The 17,660-nt window shown below is 65.7% G+C and carries 11 protein-coding genes and 2 rRNA genes; 7 read left to right on the top strand and 6 right to left on the bottom strand.

The window, feature by feature from the left end:
- The first annotated feature begins 150 nt into the window (after nucleotides 1-150).
- Both ASE10_RS07360 and rrf read left to right on the top strand, forming a co-directional pair.
- Nucleotides 151-3,030 (top strand): 23S ribosomal RNA (locus ASE10_RS07360).
- A 179-nt stretch (nucleotides 3,031-3,209) separates the two neighbouring features.
- Nucleotides 3,210-3,324 (top strand): 5S ribosomal RNA (gene rrf, locus ASE10_RS07355).
- Nucleotides 3,325-3,958: 634 nt separating this feature from the next.
- On the opposite strand, the gene ASE10_RS07350 is transcribed toward rrf, so the two are convergent.
- The 4 genes from ASE10_RS07350 to ASE10_RS07335 all read right to left on the bottom strand — a co-directional run bounded on the left by ASE10_RS07350 (nucleotide 3,959) and on the right by ASE10_RS07335 (nucleotide 7,988).
- Nucleotides 3,959-4,708: a 2OG-Fe dioxygenase family protein gene (locus tag ASE10_RS07350; protein ID WP_055902002.1), complete on the bottom strand. Its 750-nt coding sequence runs from the start codon at nucleotides 4,706-4,708 to the stop codon at nucleotides 3,959-3,961.
- An 84-nt stretch (nucleotides 4,709-4,792) separates the two neighbouring features.
- A complete protein-coding gene (locus tag ASE10_RS07345) occupies nucleotides 4,793-5,203 on the bottom strand; it encodes an MAPEG family protein (protein ID WP_056100886.1) in 411 nt (136 codons plus the stop codon).
- Nucleotides 5,204-5,401: 198 nt separating this feature from the next.
- Complete coding sequence (locus ASE10_RS07340; protein WP_056306111.1) at nucleotides 5,402-7,177, bottom strand: M28 family metallopeptidase; 1,776 nt, start codon at nucleotides 7,175-7,177, stop codon at nucleotides 5,402-5,404.
- 133 nt (nucleotides 7,178-7,310) lie between these two features.
- Complete coding sequence (locus ASE10_RS07335) at nucleotides 7,311-7,988, bottom strand: hypothetical protein (RefSeq protein ID WP_056306109.1); 678 nt, start codon at nucleotides 7,986-7,988, stop codon at nucleotides 7,311-7,313.
- A gap of 182 nt (nucleotides 7,989-8,170) precedes the next feature.
- On the opposite strand from ASE10_RS07335, the gene gpmI reads away from it, so the two are divergent.
- The 3 genes from gpmI (at nucleotide 8,171) to ASE10_RS07320 (ending at nucleotide 12,573) form a co-directional block, all read left to right on the top strand.
- On the top strand, nucleotides 8,171-9,739 hold the full coding sequence (gpmI, locus tag ASE10_RS07330) for a 2,3-bisphosphoglycerate-independent phosphoglycerate mutase (protein WP_056306123.1): 1,569 nt from the start codon (nucleotides 8,171-8,173) through the stop codon (nucleotides 9,737-9,739).
- On the top strand, nucleotides 9,739-10,980 hold the full coding sequence (locus ASE10_RS07325; RefSeq protein WP_082586067.1) for a peptidoglycan DD-metalloendopeptidase family protein: 1,242 nt from the start codon (nucleotides 9,739-9,741) through the stop codon (nucleotides 10,978-10,980). The genes gpmI and ASE10_RS07325 overlap by 1 nt, the downstream gene beginning before the upstream one ends.
- Nucleotides 10,981-11,151: 171 nt before the next feature.
- Nucleotides 11,152-12,573, top strand: coding sequence for a S41 family peptidase (locus tag ASE10_RS07320; RefSeq protein WP_235567545.1), 1,422 nt, complete (start codon nucleotides 11,152-11,154; stop codon nucleotides 12,571-12,573).
- Nucleotides 12,574-12,801: 228 nt separating this feature from the next.
- On the opposite strand, the gene ASE10_RS07315 is transcribed toward ASE10_RS07320, so the two are convergent.
- Together ASE10_RS07315 and ASE10_RS07310 are read right to left on the bottom strand one after the other, a co-directional pair.
- On the bottom strand, nucleotides 12,802-13,122 hold the full coding sequence (locus ASE10_RS07315; protein WP_055901988.1) for a DUF1820 family protein: 321 nt from the start codon (nucleotides 13,120-13,122) through the stop codon (nucleotides 12,802-12,804).
- A gap of 103 nt (nucleotides 13,123-13,225) precedes the next feature.
- Nucleotides 13,226-13,918, bottom strand: a complete 693-nt coding sequence (locus tag ASE10_RS07310; protein ID WP_055901984.1) for a rhomboid family intramembrane serine protease — start codon at nucleotides 13,916-13,918, stop codon at nucleotides 13,226-13,228.
- A 244-nt stretch (nucleotides 13,919-14,162) separates the two neighbouring features.
- Here ASE10_RS07310 and ASE10_RS07305 point away from each other — a divergent pair, with 244 nt between their 5' ends.
- Together ASE10_RS07305 and ASE10_RS07300 are read left to right on the top strand one after the other, a co-directional pair.
- Complete coding sequence (locus tag ASE10_RS07305; RefSeq protein ID WP_055901981.1) at nucleotides 14,163-15,521, top strand: porin; 1,359 nt, start codon at nucleotides 14,163-14,165, stop codon at nucleotides 15,519-15,521.
- Between the two features lie 323 nt (nucleotides 15,522-15,844).
- Complete coding sequence (locus ASE10_RS07300) at nucleotides 15,845-17,518, top strand: SprB repeat-containing protein (RefSeq protein WP_200949801.1); 1,674 nt, start codon at nucleotides 15,845-15,847, stop codon at nucleotides 17,516-17,518.
- The last annotated feature ends 142 nt before the right edge of the window (nucleotides 17,519-17,660 follow it).

Genomic DNA, 17,660 nt, shown 5'->3' with positions numbered 1-17,660 from the left:
ACGTAGCGAGCGTTTTGAGACGAATGTCCATGACGTGTCGTAGAGGCTAAGGCGAGTGCCGAGAGGCACTTTATTAATTGAGTCGTTATATTCGAGTCCGGGCTTTGTACCCCTGGACCCGTATAGTTCCAAGGCAACTTGGGGTTATATGGTCAAGCGAATAAGCGCACACGGTGGATGCCTTGGCGGTCAGAGGCGATGAAGGACGTGACAGCCTGCGAAAAGCGTGGGGGAGCTGGCAATAAGCATTGATCCCGCGATGTCCGAATGGGGAAACCCACTCCGCAAGGAGTATCGTGCAGTGAATACATAGCTGTACGAAGCGAACCCGGTGAACTGAAATATCTAAGTAACCGGAGGAAAAGAAATCAACCGAGATTCCCTAAGTAGTGACGAGCGAACGGGGAGCAGCCCTTAAGTTGAGTAAGGTTTAGCAAAACGAGCTGGAAAGCTCGGCCATAGACGGTGACAGCCCGGTATGCGAAAGACCTCATTCAATGAAATCGAGTAAGGCGGGGCACGAGAAACCCTGTCTGAATATGGGGGGACCATCCTCCAAGGCTAAATACTCCTGACCGACCGATAGTGAACCAGTACCGTGAGGGAAAGGCGAAAAGAACCCTGGTGAAGGGAGTGAAATAGACCCTGAAACCGTGTGCGTACAAGCAGTAGGAGCCCGCAAGGGTGACTGCGTACCTTTTGTATAATGGGTCAGCGACTTACTGTTCGTGGCGAGCTTAACCGTATAGGGGAGGCGAAGGGAAACCGAGTCTGATAAGGGCGCATAGTCGCGGGCAGTAGACCCGAAACCGGGTGATCTAGTCATGCCCAGGGTGAAGGTTGAGTAACATCAACTGGAGGCCCGAACCCACTCCCGTTGCAAAGGTAGGGGATGAGGTGTGATTAGGAGTGAAAAGCTAATCGAACCCGGAGATAGCTGGTTCTCCTCGAAAGCTATTTAGGTAGCGCCTCGGACGAATACTACTGGGGGTAGAGCACTGTTATGGCTAGGGGGTCATTGCGACTTACCAAACCATGGCAAACTCCGAATACCAGTACGTACTATCCGGGAGACACACGGCGGGTGCTAACGTCCGTCGTGAAAAGGGAAACAACCCAGACCCACAGCTAAGGTCCCAAATTCATCGCTAAGTGGTGAACGATGTGGAAAGGCACAGACAGCCAGGAGGTTGGCTTAGAAGCAGCCACCCTTTAAAGAAAGCGTAATAGCTCACTGGTCGAGTCGGTCTGCGCGGAAGATTTAACGGGGCTAAGCGATGAACCGAAGCTTGGGGTGCACAACTTGTTTGTGCGCGGTAGAGGAGCGTTCCGTAAGCCGATGAAGGTGGATTGAGAAGTCTGCTGGAGGTATCGGAAGTGCGAATGCTGACATGAGTAACGATAATGCGGGTGAAAAGCCCGCACGCCGAAAGCCCAAGGTTTCCTTGCGCAACGTTAATCGACGCAGGGTGAGTCGGCCCCTAAGGCGAGGCAGAAATGCGTAGTCGATGGGAAGCTGGTTAATATTCCAGCACCTCGCGTAAGTGCGATGGAGGGACGGAGAAGGTTAGGTCTACCCGGCGTTGGTTGTCCGGGAGAAAGCAGGTAGGTGTGGGTCTTAGGCAAATCCGGGACCCTTTAACACCGAGCAGCGAGACGAGCTCATTAGAGCGAAGTGACTGATACCACGCTTCCAGGAAAAGCTCCTAAGCTTCAGCTTACGCAGACCGTACCGTAAACCGACACAGGTGGGCAGGATGAGAATTCTAAGGCGCTTGAGAGAACTCGGGTGAAGGAACTAGGCAACATGGCACCGTAACTTCGGGAGAAGGTGCACCCCTCTTGGTGGCTCATGCGAGCTACAGCTGAGAGGGGTCGCAGTGACCAGGCCGCTGCGACTGTTTATCAAAAACACAGCACTCTGCAAACACGAAAGTGGACGTATAGGGTGTGACGCCTGCCCGGTGCTGGAAGGTTAATTGATGGGGTCAGCCGCAAGGCGAAGCTCTTGATCGAAGCCCCAGTAAACGGCGGCCGTAACTATAACGGTCCTAAGGTAGCGAAATTCCTTGTCGGGTAAGTTCCGACCTGCACGAATGGCGTAACGACAGCGGCGCTGTCTCCACCCGAGACTCAGTGAAATTGAAATCGCTGTGAAGATGCAGCGTTCCCGCGGCAAGACGGAAAGACCCCGTGAACCTTTACTATAGCTTTACATTGAACGTTGAGTTCGTCTGTGTAGGATAGGTGGGAGGCTATGAAACCATGGCGCTAGCTGTGGTGGAGCCATCCTTGAAATACCACCCTGTCGTGCTTGACGTTCTAACCTAGGCCCGTAATCCGGGTCGGGGACCATGTATGGTGGGTAGTTTGACTGGGGCGGTCTCCTCCCAAAGTGTAACGGAGGAGCACGAAGGTACGCTCAGCGCGGTCGGACATCGCGCACTGTGTGCAAAGGCATAAGCGTGCTTGACTGCAAGATCGACGGATCAAGCAGGTACGAAAGTAGGTCTTAGTGACCCGGTGGTTCTGTATGGAAGGGCCATCGCTCAACGGATAAAAGGTACTCCGGGGATAACAGGCTGATACCGCCCAAGAGTTCATATCGACGGCGGTGTTTGGCACCTCGATGTCGGCTCATCACATCCTGGGGCTGTAGTCGGTCCCAAGGGTATGGCTGTTCGCCATTTAAAGTGGTACGCGAGCTGGGTTCAGAACGTCGTGAGACAGTTCGGTCCCTATCTGTCGTGGGCGTTGGAGATTTGAGAGGGGCTGCTCCTAGTACGAGAGGACCGGAGTGGACGAACCTCTGGTGTTCCGGTTGTCACGCCAGTGGCATTGCCGGGTAGCTATGTTCGGAAGCGATAACCGCTGAAAGCATCTAAGCGGGAAGCGCGCCTCAAGATGAGATCTCCCGGGACTTTAAGTCCCCTAAAGGAACCATCAAGACTAGGTGGTTGATAGGCAGGGTGTGTAAGTGCAGCAATGCATTGAGCTAACCTGTACTAATGATCCGTGTGGCTTGACCATATAACCTCAAGTTGCTTTGGTCTCCACGATATGTTTGACGACATTCGTACGCTTCTTTGAAGTAAACTTCGCTACGTCCCAACTTATTCGCCGATGACGGGCAAYAYTCCGTCTGAAGCAACCCAACGAGAGCGTGTGCGCGACTCAGTYCAYCGAGACCCGCGACCCTCCACCCTCTCCCTGGTGATAATAGCTGTGTGGAACCACCCGATCCCATTCCGAACTCGGAAGTGAAACGCACATGCGCCGATGGTAGTGTGGCCTAAGCCATGCAAGAGTAGGTCATCGCCAGGGGCTTTATCCGAAGGCCGGTTCCCACAAGGGGGCCGGCCTTCACCTTTTGGGCGAACGAGAATCGGCGTTGGCCGATATGCCCTGCCGGCGGGCGGAGATAATCCGCGTGAATCCGCACGCATCCGCGCGAGCCGGGGGCGAGATAATCGCTGCGGTGATCGTTAATCACCCATCCGCGCCGGCTAATGCCGGCGTTTGTGTTTGCGGGGCCGGAAAACATACCGGCGTCCTTCGTCCCTGCCGGATGGCGGGCCGAACCGCCTGCTGTGGGAGCGGCGTGAGCCGCGATGGCAATGAAGCGACGACGTCGTTCGGTNCATACCGGCGTCCTTCGTCCCTGCCGGATGGCGGGCCGAACCGCCTGCTGTGGGAGCGGCGTGAGCCGCGATGGCAATGAAGCGACGACGTCGTTCGGTTATGGCGATCGCGGCTTACGCCGCTCCCACAGGAAGCGGCGCGGCGGGGAGCACGGCCGTGGCCCAGGTCGTTCCTATCCCAAAGCGGAAGGCGCCGCGTGGAGATCGCGGTCGCGGCTTACGCCGCTCCTACCCCAAAGCGGAAGGCGCACAGTGGGGCACTTAACAAAAATGCCGGCTTGCGCCGGCATTTCTCGTTTCGGGACCAGGCATCGCAGCTACCGCGGAGCCGAGGAGTCCTTGGCTCGCAAGGTCACCACCAGCACATCCCGGTGCGCGGGCAGCTCCGGGTCCAGCGGGGTTACCGCGGTCACGCCGTGGAACACGCGGCTGTCGTCGACCAGGGCTGCGTCCAAGGGCGCGGTCAGAGTGAAGCTGCCCAGCTCGGTGCCGTCCTCGGCATGGATCGAGGTCGTGCCGCTGAGGATGTTCTGACGATCGATCAGCAGCACCAGCACGTAGTCCACGCCATCGCGATGCACGCCTTCCGGGGTCGGCTGGCCGGCATGGTCGCTGCGCGCCTCGATCCGGAATTGATGCACCTCGATATGCCAGCCGCTGACCGCCGGCGCCAAGGCGCCGAAGAAGTCGCGGCAGAACCCGATGATCCGGCGCAGGCTGTCGCCGTCGCCGATCGCGGGCAGGATCGGCTCGAACCAGCGTTCGATGTCGCCCTGCAGCGTGTTGTAGTCCAGGCTCTGGTAGTGCGGCTGGTGCGCTTCGCGGCGCAGTGCGCCCTCGGTATCGGCGGAGTACACGGCATAGCGGCGGCGACGGTCGCGGCCGTGGCGTGCCAGGTAGACGTCGGGGCCGAGGTCGTTCCAGCTGTCGGCGAACGCGGTCCAGTCCTTCCAGGCGCCACCGCTTTCCAGCAGGCCGCGCATGGTCTGCGCTTCGACGAAGCGGAAGCCGTCGTGTTGCAGTCCGGATTCGAGATCGCGGATGGTATCGGTGACGCCGGAAGTCATTGCGGAAGCCTTGACGTAGCTAGCTGGGCGCTCGGCTGGGCCGCAGCGGAAGCTGCGACGGATCCTGTCCGCCGCAACGGGAGATCACACCTGCGCGATGGCCGCGGCCTTCAGCGCGGCCAGTACCAGCAAGGCGATCACGCAACCATAGCCGACGACCCACACCAGGCTGCGCAGACCGTGCTTGTCGGCCAGATACAGCACGCCGTGCAGCACGCGCATGACCACGAACGTCAGCGCCAGCGCGGCGATGTGCGCGTGGGCGACGCCTGCGAGCTGGGCCAAGACCACGCCGGCGGCGAACGGTGCGAAGGCCTCGTAGGCGTTGAGCTGGGCGGCGTTGGCGCGGATACAACGCGGGTTGTCCTGACGCGCCTGCCAGCCGCGCGGATCGCGATTGTTGTAGCGCTGCCCGCTGCCTTTGGCGATCGACACCCACAGGTACGGCAACAAGGCGGCGATCAGCACGCACCAGTAGGCCAGGGCCAGGGTCATGGGCAGGGTCCGTCCAGGAAGATGTAGCGAAGCCTAGCGGAAAAGCCGCGCGGGCGAGGGGATGCGGGGCGCTGCGGCTGTTGGAGGCGGCGAACGGGCCGGTTCGGTGGCGTTCGTGGAGCACGGTCGCCGTTGATGCCGGCCCTCACCCCAACCCTCTCCCGTTAGCGGGAGAGGGGGCGGATCCAAGGTTGTGGCCTATTTGCCCGTAGGCTGCATCAGCTTCTCGTGCGCGGCGCGGAAGGCGTTGCCTTCGTACCAGTTCGGCCATTGCTCGTTGCCGGCCAGGGTCTTGCCGACGCCGTACAGCGCGTCCAGGTCCTGGATCACGCCGTCCATCTTCCAGCCTGGATCGAACTGGTCGGCGGGCTTGTGGTAACGCTGGTCGCGGTAGTCGGTGTTGGCCTTCTGTCCGGCCACGGTACCGCCGTCGATCAGGTCGTCGCCGCCCTTGGCGTACAGCGCCGGCACGCCGGCTTTGGCGAAGTTGAAATGGTCGGAGCGGAAATAGAAGCCGTCTTCGGGCGTGGCCTCGGCGTGCAGGGTGCGGCCCTGCGTGCCGACGGTGGCCTTGAGGATGTCCTCGAGCTCGGAACTGCCGTAGCCGATCACCGTCATATCGCGCGCCTTGCCGATCACCGGCATCGCATCGAGGTTGATCACCGCGACGGTCTTGTTGAGCGGCACGGTCGGATGGGCGACGTAATACTTCGAACCGAGCAGGCCGGATTCCTCCAGCGTCACCGCGACGAACAGCAGCGAGCGGTCCGGCGGCGGGGTCTGCTTGGTGAAGGCTTCGGCGATTTCGAGGATGCCGGCCACGCCGGTGGCGTTGTCGATCGCGCCGTTGTAGATCGTGTCCTGCGCGGCGGCCTGGGCCATCGCGTCGGCGCCGTGGCCTTCGTGGCCGCCCTTGTCGGCGTGGTTGCCCAGATGATCCCAATGCGCCATGTAGACGATCGCTTCGTCCGGACGCTTGGCGCCGTCCAGGCGCGCGATCACGTTGCGCGAGGACTTCTCGCTGATCGTGCTCTTGAGATCGATCGAGGCCTTGGCCTGCAGCGGAATCGCCTTGAAGCCGGGCTTGCCCGCGGCCTGGTAGAGCGCGTCCAGATCCTGGCCCAGGTCGGCGAGCAGCTTGCGCGCGGCATCGCCGGTGATCCAGCCCTGCACCGGCAGGCGCGGTTCCGGATCGTCCTTGGCCGGCAGATCGAACTGCGCGCCCGACCACGAGTTCTGGACCACGTCCCAACCGTAGGATGCGCCCTCGCTGTCGTGGATGATCAGCGCCGCGGCGGCTCCCTGGCGTGCGGCCTCTTCGAACTTGTAGGTCCAGCGGCCGTAGTAGGTCATCCGCTTGCCTTCGAACAGCTTGGCGTCCTGGCTGTGGAAACCCGGGTCGTTGACGAACATGACGACGGTCTTGCCCTTGACGTCGATGCCGGCGTAGTCGTTCCACTTCTGTTCCGGCGCGTTGACGCCATAGCCGACGAACACCAGGTCGCTGGCGTCGATCTTCACTTCCGGCTTGCCGGTGCGCGTGCCCACGACCATGTCGCTGCCGAACTTGAGCTCGCGCGCCTGTCCCTTGACGTCGAGCTTGAGCGTGGCGGATTCGTCGGCCGTGGTTTCGACCATCGGCACGGTCTGGAAGTAGCTGTCGCCGTTGCCCGGCTTCAGGCCCAGGCGCTTGAACTGCGCTTCCAGGTACTGGACGGTCTTCTCTTCGCCGGCGCTGCCCGGCGCGCGGCCCTCGAACTCGTCGGAGGCCAGCACTTTGACGTGTTCGGCGAAGTCGGCAGCGTTGATCGCCGCATCGAAGGCATGGCCGGACGCGGCCGGTGCGGCGGCCTGCGGTGCGGCGGCGGTCGGCGCTTCGGCCGGGGGTTTGCTGCAGGCGGTCGCGGCGAGCGCGGCGGCGAGCACCGAGGTGGCGGTCAGCCAGGGAGTGGCGTGGTACGGCGTGCGGGACATGGGAACTCCGGGACGGCCGGCATCGGCGGAATCCCCATTCTATGTCCCGACGCGGGCCCGGGACCTGACCGCTATCGTGAATAAGCGGTCGGGTCCAGGCCGTTCAGCTAGCGCGGCGATTGCTACGCGGCGATCACCGGCTCGGCGGCGTGTCGCCGGAATAGCGCACCGCGGTGGCGCCGGTGACCGCGCCGATCTTCGCCGTCGAATGCACGTACAGGTCCACCTCGCGCTTGAACACCAGGGCGCCGTCGACCTGCGCGTTCGGCCCGATGATCACGCGCGGATTGCGGCGGTTGCTGGAGAACAGCTGGAAATTGGGCTTGTCGTAGGTGATGCCGCCCTTGACGTGCGAGCCGGCGCCGACGGTGAGATCGCCGTTGACGGTCTTGATGCCCTGCGACACGTCGGTGTCGACCAGGCCGATCGAGCCGTTCACGGTCTCGACGCCGCCGCGGATCGTACCGCCGCGATCGACGAAGATGCTGCCGTTGACGGTGCTGACGCCGTCGTTCATCAACACATTGCGGGCGACGCGGATGCCGCCGTTGACCGTCTGCAGGCCACCGGCCTGGACGTTCTCGGCGACGGTAACGCTGCCGTTGACGGTTTCGGCATCGCCAAGGCGGGCGCCGGCACCGACGCGGATGCTGCCGTTGACGGTGGTCAGGTCGCCGTACTTCTGGCCGGCTTCGGCGTTGATGCTGCCGTTGACCTTTTCGACATCCTGGTCGGAGGCGAAAGCCGGGGCGGCGGCGACGGACAGGGCCAGCGTTAGGGCGAGGGCGAGGGCGAAGCGGTTGCGGATCATGGGCGGGGTCCTTGGAAGTTCCCGTTGGGCGGGCTCGTAACAATAGATGCGATGGGCACGGTACAGGTTTAAGCCATCGTCGATGCGCTCGGCGCGTGTCCTTCGTAATGCCGTTGCGGGCCGCTCCGCTACAATCGGGCAACCGCAACGCCGGCTTCGGCCCCTTCATTAGGAAACGCGACGTGCCATCCCCCTCCGCGCGCCCCCACCCCGTGGTCCTGCTGATCCTGGACGGCTGGGGCCATCGCGACGACCCGGCCGACAACGCCCTGGCCCAGGCCGAGCTGCCGAACTGGCGGGCGCTGCTGGCCACTGAGGCGCATACTCTGATCCACACCGAAGGCCGCCACGTCGGCCTGCCGGACGGGCAGATGGGCAATTCCGAGGTCGGCCACATGAACCTCGGCGCCGGCCGCATCGTCTACCAGGACCTGACCCGGATCGATGCCGCGATCCAGGACGGCAGCTTCTACGCCAACGACGAGCTGCGCGCCGCCTGCGCCGCGGCCAAGGCCTCCGGCGGCAGCCTGCACGTGATGGGCCTGCTTTCGCCCGGCGGCGTGCACAGCCACGAGCAGCACATCTTCGCGATGCTGGAACTCGCGCACCGCGAAGGCGTGCCGCGGGTCGCCGTGCATGCCTTCCTCGACGGCCGCGACATGCCGCCCCGATCGGCCGCGCCCAGCCTGGCGCGCCTGCAGGCGGTCTGCGACCGTCTCGGCAACGCCCACATCGCCTCGGTCAGCGGCCGCTACTACGCCATGGATCGCGACCAGCGCTGGGACCGCCAGCGCCGCGCCTGGGATGCGATCGTCGAAGCGGCCAGCGAGCATCGCGCCGCCGACGCCCAGACCGCGCTGGCGCAGGCCTACGAGCGCGGCGAGAACGATGAGTTCGTGGCCCCGACCGTGATCGACGGCGCGCGGCCGATGAGCGACGGCGACGCGGTCGTGTACATGAACTTCCGCGCCGACCGCGCCCGTCAGCTGACCGCGGCCTTCGTCGACCCCGACTTCTCCGGCTACGAACTGCGCCGACCCAAGCTGTCGCGCTTCGTCTGCCTGACCGAGTACGACGCCAAGCTGCCGGCGCCGGTCGCGTACGCGCCCGATGACCTGCGCCACACCCTGGGCGAACTGCTGGCCGAGCACGGCCTCAAGCAGCTGCGCATCGCCGAGACCGAGAAGTACGCGCACGTGACCTTCTTCTTCAGCGGCGGCCGCGAAGATCCCTACGAAGGCGAGACCCGCATCCTGGTGCCCAGCCCCAAGGTCGCGACCTACGACCTGCAGCCGGAGATGAGCTGCCCGGAAGTCACCGCGAAACTGGTCGAGGCGATCCGCTCCGGCGCGATCGACGTCGCCATCTGCAACATCGCCAACCCCGACATGGTCGGCCACACCGGCGATCTCGGCGCGGCGATCCAGGCCGCGCAGGCGGTGGACGTGGCGATCGGCGCGGTCGCCCGGGCCGTGCGCGACAGCGGCGGTGCGCTGCTGATCACCGCCGACCACGGCAACCTGGAAATGATGCGCGACCCGGACACCGGCCAGCCGCATACGGCGCATACGGTCGGCCCGGTGCCGTTGGTCTACCTCGGCCCGCGCCGCGCCGCTTTGCGCGATGGCGGAGCCTTGCGCGATGTCGCGCCGACCATCCTCGACCTGCTCGGCTTGCCGCAGCCGGCGGAGATGACCGGCCGCACGCTGCTGGTGCCGGATGCCGCGACCGAAGGCGGGCTGGTCGCCTGATGCCGACCCTGCGCGCGTTCGCCGTGGCGCTGCTGCTGTCGCTGCTGGCGCTTGCGCCGGCGGCGGCGCAGAACACCAGCCGCGATGCCGAACGCAAGCTCGAGCGCATCAAGAGCGAACTCAAGTCGGTCGCGGACGAGCGCCGCAAGCTCGAAGGCCAGCGCGGCGCGGCCTCCCGCCAGCTGCGCGAGGCCGATGAGAAGGTCGGCCAGTCCAACCGCAGCCTGCGCGACACCGAGCAGCGTCTGGCGCGCGAGCAATCCTCGCTGGCGCAGCTGCAACAGCGCCGCGAAACCCTGCAGGGCACGCTGGGCGCGAGGCGCGAAGAACTCAATCGCTTGCTGCGTGCGGCCTATACCCAAGGCGCCGATGCGCCGCTGAAGGTGATGCTGGCGCAGGACAAGGTCGCCGACGCCAACCGCCTGCTCGCCTACCACGGCTATCTGCAGCGCGACCGCGCCCATCGGATCGCGCAGCTGCGCACCGAGCTGAGCGAACTCGACGCGGTCGAACGCGACATCGTCAACCGCCGCATCGAGCTGGACAGCTCGCGCAAGCAACAGCGTGCGCTGCTGGGGCAGTTGCAGAGCGATCGCGAATCGCGCGCCGCCCTGGTCAGCCAGATCAACCAGAAGTACCAGGACCGCAGCAGCCGCGAACGCGCCCTGGGCCGCGACGCCCAGGGGCTGGAAAGCCTGCTCAAGAAGCTGCGCCAGGCCGCCGCGCGCGCCGAAGCGCGGCGCAAGGCCGCTGCCGCACGCGAGGCGCGCGAAGCGCGCGCCGCCGCGCAGACCGGTTCCAAGCAGGGCAGCGCGGCACCGACACGCAAGCCGGTCGTGGTCGCCAGCGCGCCGCCGTTGCAGGTCGGCGGCCTGGGCTGGCCGGTGTCGGGCGCGCTGCTGGCCGGCTACGGCGGCACCATGCCCGACGGCCGCGGCAGCGAAGGCCTGCTGATCGGCGCCAGCGCCGGCGCCACGGTCAAGGCGGTCGGCGACGGCCAGGTGGTCTACGCCGAATGGATGACCGGCTACGGCCTGCTGCTGATCGTCGACCACGGCAACGGCTACATGAGCCTGTACGCGCACAACGACGCCCTGCTGCGCAACGTCGGCGACCGCGTCAAACGCGGCGACCCGGTCGCCACCGTCGGCAGCTCGGGCGGCAACGGCCGCCCGGCGCTGTACTTCGAGCTGCGACGCAACGGACAGCCGGTGAATCCGGGGACCTGGCTGCGGCGCTGAGGGGCGGGGATCGGCTTCCAACCCCTCCTCGGACCTAGCCTGAATGCTTCGCGCAGCGGTTAACGAAAGCTTCCCGCGGCCTGCCTAACGTGTTCCTATTCGACCACGCGTACCGAGCGAACCCCGATCGCGCCGCGCGGTCCAACCGATATCCGTTTCGGAGTTCCATGCATGCGCCTGCGTCATCCGCCCTCTTTCCGTCCGACCTTGGCGCGAGCCCTGCTGCTGGGCCTGGCGCCGCTGGCGCTGGCCGGCATGGTCCTGCCCGCTGCGGCCCAGGACAAGCAGCCGCCGGCCACCGCTCCCGAGCCCGCCAAGCCGGCCAAGCCCACTAAGCCCGACGCCAAGCCCGACGCCAAGCCCGACGCCAAGGACGCGAAAGACGCCAAGGACGAGTCCAAGGTGCCGATCGATGAGATCCGCCGCTACGTCGCGGTCTACAACGCGGTCAAGCAGGCCTATGTCGAGCCGGTCGACGATCGCAAACTGATGCACTCGGCGATCCGCGGCCTGCTGTTCGACCTCGACCCGCACAGCGTCTACCTCGACAAGGTCGCCGCCGACGATTTCGACGAACAGGCGCGCGGCGCCTACGACGGCATCGGCGTCGAACTGCAGCGCCAGGCCGACGGCACGCTGCGGGTGATTGCGCCGATCGACGACACCCCGGCCGCACGCGCCGGGATCAAGGCCGGCGACCTGATCGTCGCCATCGACGGCAAACCGTTCAAGCCCGATGAAGGCGACAGCTCCGGTCCGCTGCGCGGCGCGCCCGGCAGCAAGGTCGTGCTGAGCATCGTGCGCGAGGGCAAAGACAAGCCCTTCGACGTGACCGTGGCGCGCGAGACCATCCGCATCGCCAGCGTGCGCAGCCGCATGCTCGAACCCGGTTACGGCTACCTGCGCATCAGCGCGTTCCAGGCCGACACCGCCGCCGATTTCGAAACCCAGATCGAGAAGCTCAAGACCCAGGCCGGCGGCAAGCTGCGCGGACTGGTGATCGACCTGCGCAGCAACCCCGGCGGCCTGCTGACCTCGGCGGTGCAGATCGCCGACGACTTGCTGGAGAAGGGCAAGATCGTCAGCACGCGCGGCCGCATCGGGATCAGCGACGCCGAATTCGGCGCGACCCCGGGCGATCGCCTCGACGGCGCGCCGGTGGTGGTGCTGGTCGACGCCGGTTCGGCCAGCGCGTCGGAAGTGCTGGCCGGCGCGCTGCGCGACAACGGCCGCGCGCGCGTGGTCGGCAGCCGCACCTTCGGCAAGGGCTCGGTGCAGACCGTGCTGCCGCTGGACAACGGCGATTCGGTCAAGCTGACCACGGCGCGTTACTTCACGCCCAGCGGCAAATCGATCCAGGCCCTGGGCATCGTCCCCGACGTCGCCCTGCATCCGGCCAAGGAAGCCCCCAACGGCGGCCGCGTCAGCTACAGCGAAGCCAACCTGCCCGGTCACCTGCGCGGCGACGTCGACGACGCGCCGGGCACCAATGCCGGCGAAGTGCTGGAGGGCGACGCGCCGATCACCGCCGCATTGGCGGAACTGAAGAAGCCGGCGGTGGCGAAGGCGGAAGACGGCGCGACCAAGCGCTAAGCATCCAGACGCGGCCAGATCGCGACGCCGCCAGATCGTACGCACCCGCTTCGACAAATGCGAAAACGCCCGGCTCAAGCCGGGCGTTTTCGTATTCGGATGCGTCGTCGTTCTCGAGTGCGAGCGGTCGGTCAACCGGCGGCGATCGCGGCGCCCGTCACGGCGAAGTCCAGGCGTTGCAGCGGTAGCGCCTCGTTCATCGCATGGGCGCTGTACGGCGCGCCGGCGTCAGCGCGGTTTCGCCGGCAGCGGGAACGGCGTGACCACCTTCTCGCCGGTCGCCGCATCGCGGATCGCCGACTGGCCTTTGCGCTCGACTTCCTCGATGCGCACGATGCTGTGCATCGGCAGATGCAGCATGCGGGTGTTGCCGAACTCGTCGCGCAGGCGCTCTTCGGTCGGATCGACGACCAGGCCTTCGTGCACGTCGAACACCAGCTCGCCGACTTCGGTGAACCCCCAAAGCGCGCCCGAGGCCACGTGCCGCGCATACAGCTCGTAAACCTTGCCGGCGTTGAGGAAGGTGACTTTGTAGAGCGTCTTGGCCATGGCGGGTGTCGGTGGAGAGGGGCGGGCGGGCCGCGTTCGCGGCGATCTCGCTGGGTATAACGAAAGTAGGGTCGCGGCCGTGACTTGCAAGACCGCGCCGCGCTCAGAAGCCGCGCCGCCGCCGCATCCGCCGGGCGATGCCCGCGCGCGCGATCAGCGCGAACGCGCCGCCGAAGGCGAAGCCGGCCAGATGCGCCGACCATGCCACCGCGCCGAAGGCCGGGCCGATGAAGGTGAACACCACTTGCAGCAGCGCCCACACCCCGATCAGCAGCGGCGCCGGCACCTTCACGAACTGCAGGAACAACCCCAGCGGCACCACCACCCCGAGCTTGGCCCCCGGGAACAGGGCCAGGTAGGCGCCGATCAGGGCCGAGACCGCGCCGCTGGCGCCGATGATCAGCCGGTCCGGGGTGCCGATCGCGATCACCGCGGCCAGATTGGCGACCGCGCCGCCGCACAGGAACAGGGCCAGGAACCGCCAGGGCCCCATGGTCCGCTCCGCCGGCAGGCCGAAAATCAGCAGGAACACCAGGTTGCCGAGCAGATGCGCCCAGTCGGCATGCAAGAACAGGGCGCTGAACAGGCGCAGGCCGCTGCCGTCGCGGATCGCGTCCCACCAGGCCGACGGGCTGGACAGGCCGCCCGAGAGCGCCCCCCATTCCAGCATCAGCCGGCGCTCCTCCGTGTCCGGCAGCAAGGCCGAACCGATGAAACACAGCCACAGCGCTGCGAACAGCAGGGGGGTGGCCCAGCGCAGGGGTGCCTTTTCGCGGGAGGGGATGGCGATGAACATCGGTCGGGGCGTCGCGTATTCCAGTCCAGGCCGGTACGAACAGGGGGAAACCGGCACGGCAGAAAAGGCAAAAACGGTAGCGGCGAGACGGGCGTCCTATTGTTAGCTTTCAGTTAACGGCCGCGCTATAGTGCATACGGCGTCGTACGTCGGGAGGGGCATTCCGGCGGGCGCGGCTCCGGCACAGCCGGGACCGCAAGGACAGCCGCGGAACACCAAAAATACTCCAATGGAGACTACACGCATGCAACACGCACACCGCTATACGCGCCTGACCGCCCTCGCGCTGGGCATCACTGGCGCCTTGGCCTTTGGCCAAGTCCACGCTTCGGGCTTCCAGCTCAAGGAAAACAGCGTCAAGGCCATGGGTCGCGCGTTCGCCGGCTCCGGCGTGGCCGCGGGCGATAGCTCCGTCGTTGCCAACAACCCGGCGGCGATGACCCAGTTCGAAGGCACCACCTTCCAGGCCGACGTCACCGTCATCGACCTCAACGCCAAGTTCAGCGGCGGCGGTTACGACGTGCTCGGCCGTCCGCTCACCGGCGGCGACGGCGGCGAAGCCGGCGACATGACCCCGGTTCCGGCGATGTCGATCATCCACAAGTTCGATAACGGCCTGTCCGTGGGCGCCATGGTCAGCGCGCCGTTCGGCCTGAAGACCGAATACGACAACGGCTGGGTCGGCCGCTACTACGCCGCCAAGTCCGAGCTCAAGACCGTCGACCTGACCCTGTCGGCCGCGTTCGAGCTGGTGCCCGACCACCTGTCGGTCGGCGCCGGCATCGTCTGGGAAAAGGCCGAGGCCGAGCTCTCGAAGTCGGTCGACTTCGGCACCCTGCTGTTCGGTAACCCGGCAACCCGTCCGCTGCCGTTCGCGCGTCCGCAGGCGTCCGACGGCTTCGCCAAGGTCGAAGGCGACGACACCGGCCTGGGCTGGATCATCGGCGTCAACTTCCGTCCGAACGACAAGCTGGCCATCGGCCTGTCGCACCGTTCGGAAATCGACCACGAGCTGGAAGGCTCGGTCGACTGGACCGTGCCGGGCAACGTCGCCGCTGTGTTCGCCGCCAGCCCGACCACCCGTCCGCTGTTCCAGGACGGCAAGGTTCTGGCCAAGCTGACCACGCCGGCGGTCACCACCGTCAGCGTCGAGTACAAGTTCAACGACCAGTTCTCGCTGATGGCCGACTACTCCGAGACCGACTGGTCGTCGCTGCAGGAAATCCGCATCGACTTCGCCAACCCGGATCCGGATTCGGTCGAGCACTTCGGCTGGGATACCACGCGCTTCATGGCGCTGGGCGGCGAGTACAAGCTCAACGACACCTGGACCCTGCGTGCCGGCTACGCCTACGACGAAACCCCGACCACGTACGCCGCGCGCACCCCGCGCCTGCCGGACGAAGACCGTCGCTGGTACTCGATCGGCGCCACCTGGAACTTCAGCGAGAACCTCGAACTGAACTTCTCCTACGTGCGCATCGAGCCGGACACCCCGGAGATCGGCATCGTCACCCCGCCGGCGCAGGGCGGCCAGCGTCTGTTCGGTTCCTACGACAGCAACGTGAACCTGTTCGGCGTTTCGGCTCAGTACCACTTCTGATCCGACGCGGTATCGCGACTCGAAAAGCCCCGCTTCGGCGGGGCTTTTTTTATGCCTGAACACGGCACGGATGCGCCGGAGCGCACACGTTTCTTGACAGCGCCCACGCACGGGTGGACAGATGGTCGCGATGCGCGCGGCGACTCATGGGGAGGCCGCGGGACGTCCGGCCTCCGCCGACCGAAGGAGGGCGGGCGCGCCGCATCGTGGACACGCCTGCAACGCAGGCGCCTTGATGGACTAAGGAGACGCTCATGGACTTTGTTTCTCGCTCCGCGCCATCCGTCGCGAACGACGGTGGCGGCAACGCTATGCGTGTGTGCTTGCGCTGGTTATTGATCGTTTTGGCTTTCGTCGTCGCCGCCTTGCCCAGTCGCGAGGCGTCCGCGCAGGCATGGCTGCTGACCCAGGCCGAACGCAAGGCGTATCTGGAGTACTACGCGCCGGTGATCATGCAGCGCGCCGAAGAGAGCAGCAGCAAGAAGGGCCGCGATTGGATCTCGAACTACGACTTCGACCGCGACGGCAATTTCTCCAACAACCGCTACAGCTGGCCGAACCTGCTGCCGCAGTACATCGCCGCGTCCGCGGCCGGCTCCGGCGCCTATCAGAACTGGCGCATCCGGCCCACGCTGTACGCGTCGGCGATCGAGTACATGGACGGCAACAACAAGGGATTGGTGCTGCTGTACCACGTCTATCATCCGGTCGATAAGAAGGCCAACGAGATCCACGACTGGGAGCGCATCGAGATCGTGGTGCGCGCGGCGACCGGCATACCCGGCGGCGCGGGCGAGTACGTGGGCCACGTCACCATCACCAGCCACAAGGACCACGTGATGCGCAGCAACGGCAGCGCCGACCTGAACTTCATGCAGGTCGCCGGCGGCAAGCACGTGATGATCTGGCAGGCCGACGAGGACAACACCGAGCTCGGCACGCACGGCCACGAGCTGCATTTCGTGCAGGACGCCTACAGCACGATCGCCGCGCGCAGGGCCGCCAACAACTCGGCCGAAGTCGAGGTGACCAACGACGACGACAAATCGGTGCACTACGTGTGGGTGCCGGAAACGTCGTCCGCGGCGGTGTCGGCCTGGGGCGCGAGTGCGATCAATTACGGCAACGCCGCCAGCCTGGCGGCCGGGCGCGACGACACGGTGTCGTGGTCGCTGGTCAAGCGCATCACCTACGAGCTGCAGGACCTCGCCGACATCCACGTCACCCAGTGGTCGGGTTCGGCCTGGTCGACGAACTGGACCACCAACGTCATCGTCGATGTGCTGCTGGACGAGCCGATCGCGAACGAAGCCGGGCAGGTCGAAGTGCCGGCCGGCCTGCAGCGCTTCTATCTGGGATCGCGCGACATCATGAGTTCCAGCCTCACCGACGGCCGCGAAGGCGTACTCGCCAAGGCCTGGTTCTGGGGCGGCTATTCGGCGGAAACCAATGCCGACACCATCTCCGGCTCCGACAAGCTCGACGGCTACAGCGGCGCCGGGCGCGACAGCTACAACCGCAACCGCGCCGATGTCAGCGGCGACTACGCGTCGCTGGGCAACTACTGGCGCCAGCACGACTTCCTGGTCCACTCCGGCGCCATCGACACCCGCGAGCACTACGAAGCCGGCGTGTGGCTGGGCAACGGCTGGAACCTGCCGCAGAACGGCGGCTTCGACGGCCGCTGGGCGCAGCTGTTCGACGACCGCGTCGCCTACGAGCCGGTCGCGGCCCTGGCCGCGAGCCTGCCGGCGTCGATCCGGGGCTGCGGCGAAACGGTGACGGCGACGGCGCTGGTCTCCGGCGGCTTGCCGCCGTACTCCTACAGCTGGAGCAACGTGCTGTGGCAATCCGGGGCCTCAGCCGAAATCGACGTCGGCGTCCTGGCGACCGTCGTCGTCGGCAGCGCCGACGGACAGAGCGCGACCCGAACCGTCCGCAACACGGCCGGCTGGACCGGCTGCGGCGGAGGTGGCGGCGGCAATCCGATTCCGTAAGCCCTGTCGCGGCCATGCGCTGCGGCATTGGAAAGATCGCAGTGCGTTTTCCGGGAGCCCCGCATGCAGCGGGGCTCTCTTTGCGACCGGCTCCCGCGCAACAGGGGCCATACGCCGATGCATCGCTGCGGTGTGCTATCGA

The organism is Lysobacter sp. Root76 (assembly GCF_001428685.1).
In the GTDB taxonomy this organism is placed as follows: domain Bacteria; phylum Pseudomonadota; class Gammaproteobacteria; order Xanthomonadales; family Xanthomonadaceae; genus Lysobacter.
The sequence above is the reverse complement of the archived record's forward strand: the minus strand, read 5'-3'. Positions and strand labels throughout refer to the sequence as shown.

Coding starts and splice junctions, on each gene's coding strand:
- ASE10_RS07350 (WP_055902002.1), bottom strand. CDS start 4,708: ATGACTTCCGGCGTCACCGATACCATCCGCGATCTCGAATCCGGACTG.
- ASE10_RS07345 (WP_056100886.1), bottom strand. CDS start 5,203: ATGACCCTGGCCCTGGCCTACTGGTGCGTGCTGATCGCCGCCTTGTTG.
- ASE10_RS07340 (WP_056306111.1), bottom strand. CDS start 7,177: ATGTCCCGCACGCCGTACCACGCCACTCCCTGGCTGACCGCCACCTCG.
- ASE10_RS07335 (WP_056306109.1), bottom strand. CDS start 7,988: ATGATCCGCAACCGCTTCGCCCTCGCCCTCGCCCTAACGCTGGCCCTG.
- ASE10_RS07325 (WP_082586067.1), top strand. CDS start 9,739: ATGCCGACCCTGCGCGCGTTCGCCGTGGCGCTGCTGCTGTCGCTGCTG.
- ASE10_RS07320 (WP_235567545.1), top strand. CDS start 11,152: ATGCGCCTGCGTCATCCGCCCTCTTTCCGTCCGACCTTGGCGCGAGCC.
- ASE10_RS07315 (WP_055901988.1), bottom strand. CDS start 13,122: ATGGCCAAGACGCTCTACAAAGTCACCTTCCTCAACGCCGGCAAGGTT.
- ASE10_RS07310 (WP_055901984.1), bottom strand. CDS start 13,918: ATGTTCATCGCCATCCCCTCCCGCGAAAAGGCACCCCTGCGCTGGGCC.
- ASE10_RS07305 (WP_055901981.1), top strand. CDS start 14,163: ATGCAACACGCACACCGCTATACGCGCCTGACCGCCCTCGCGCTGGGC.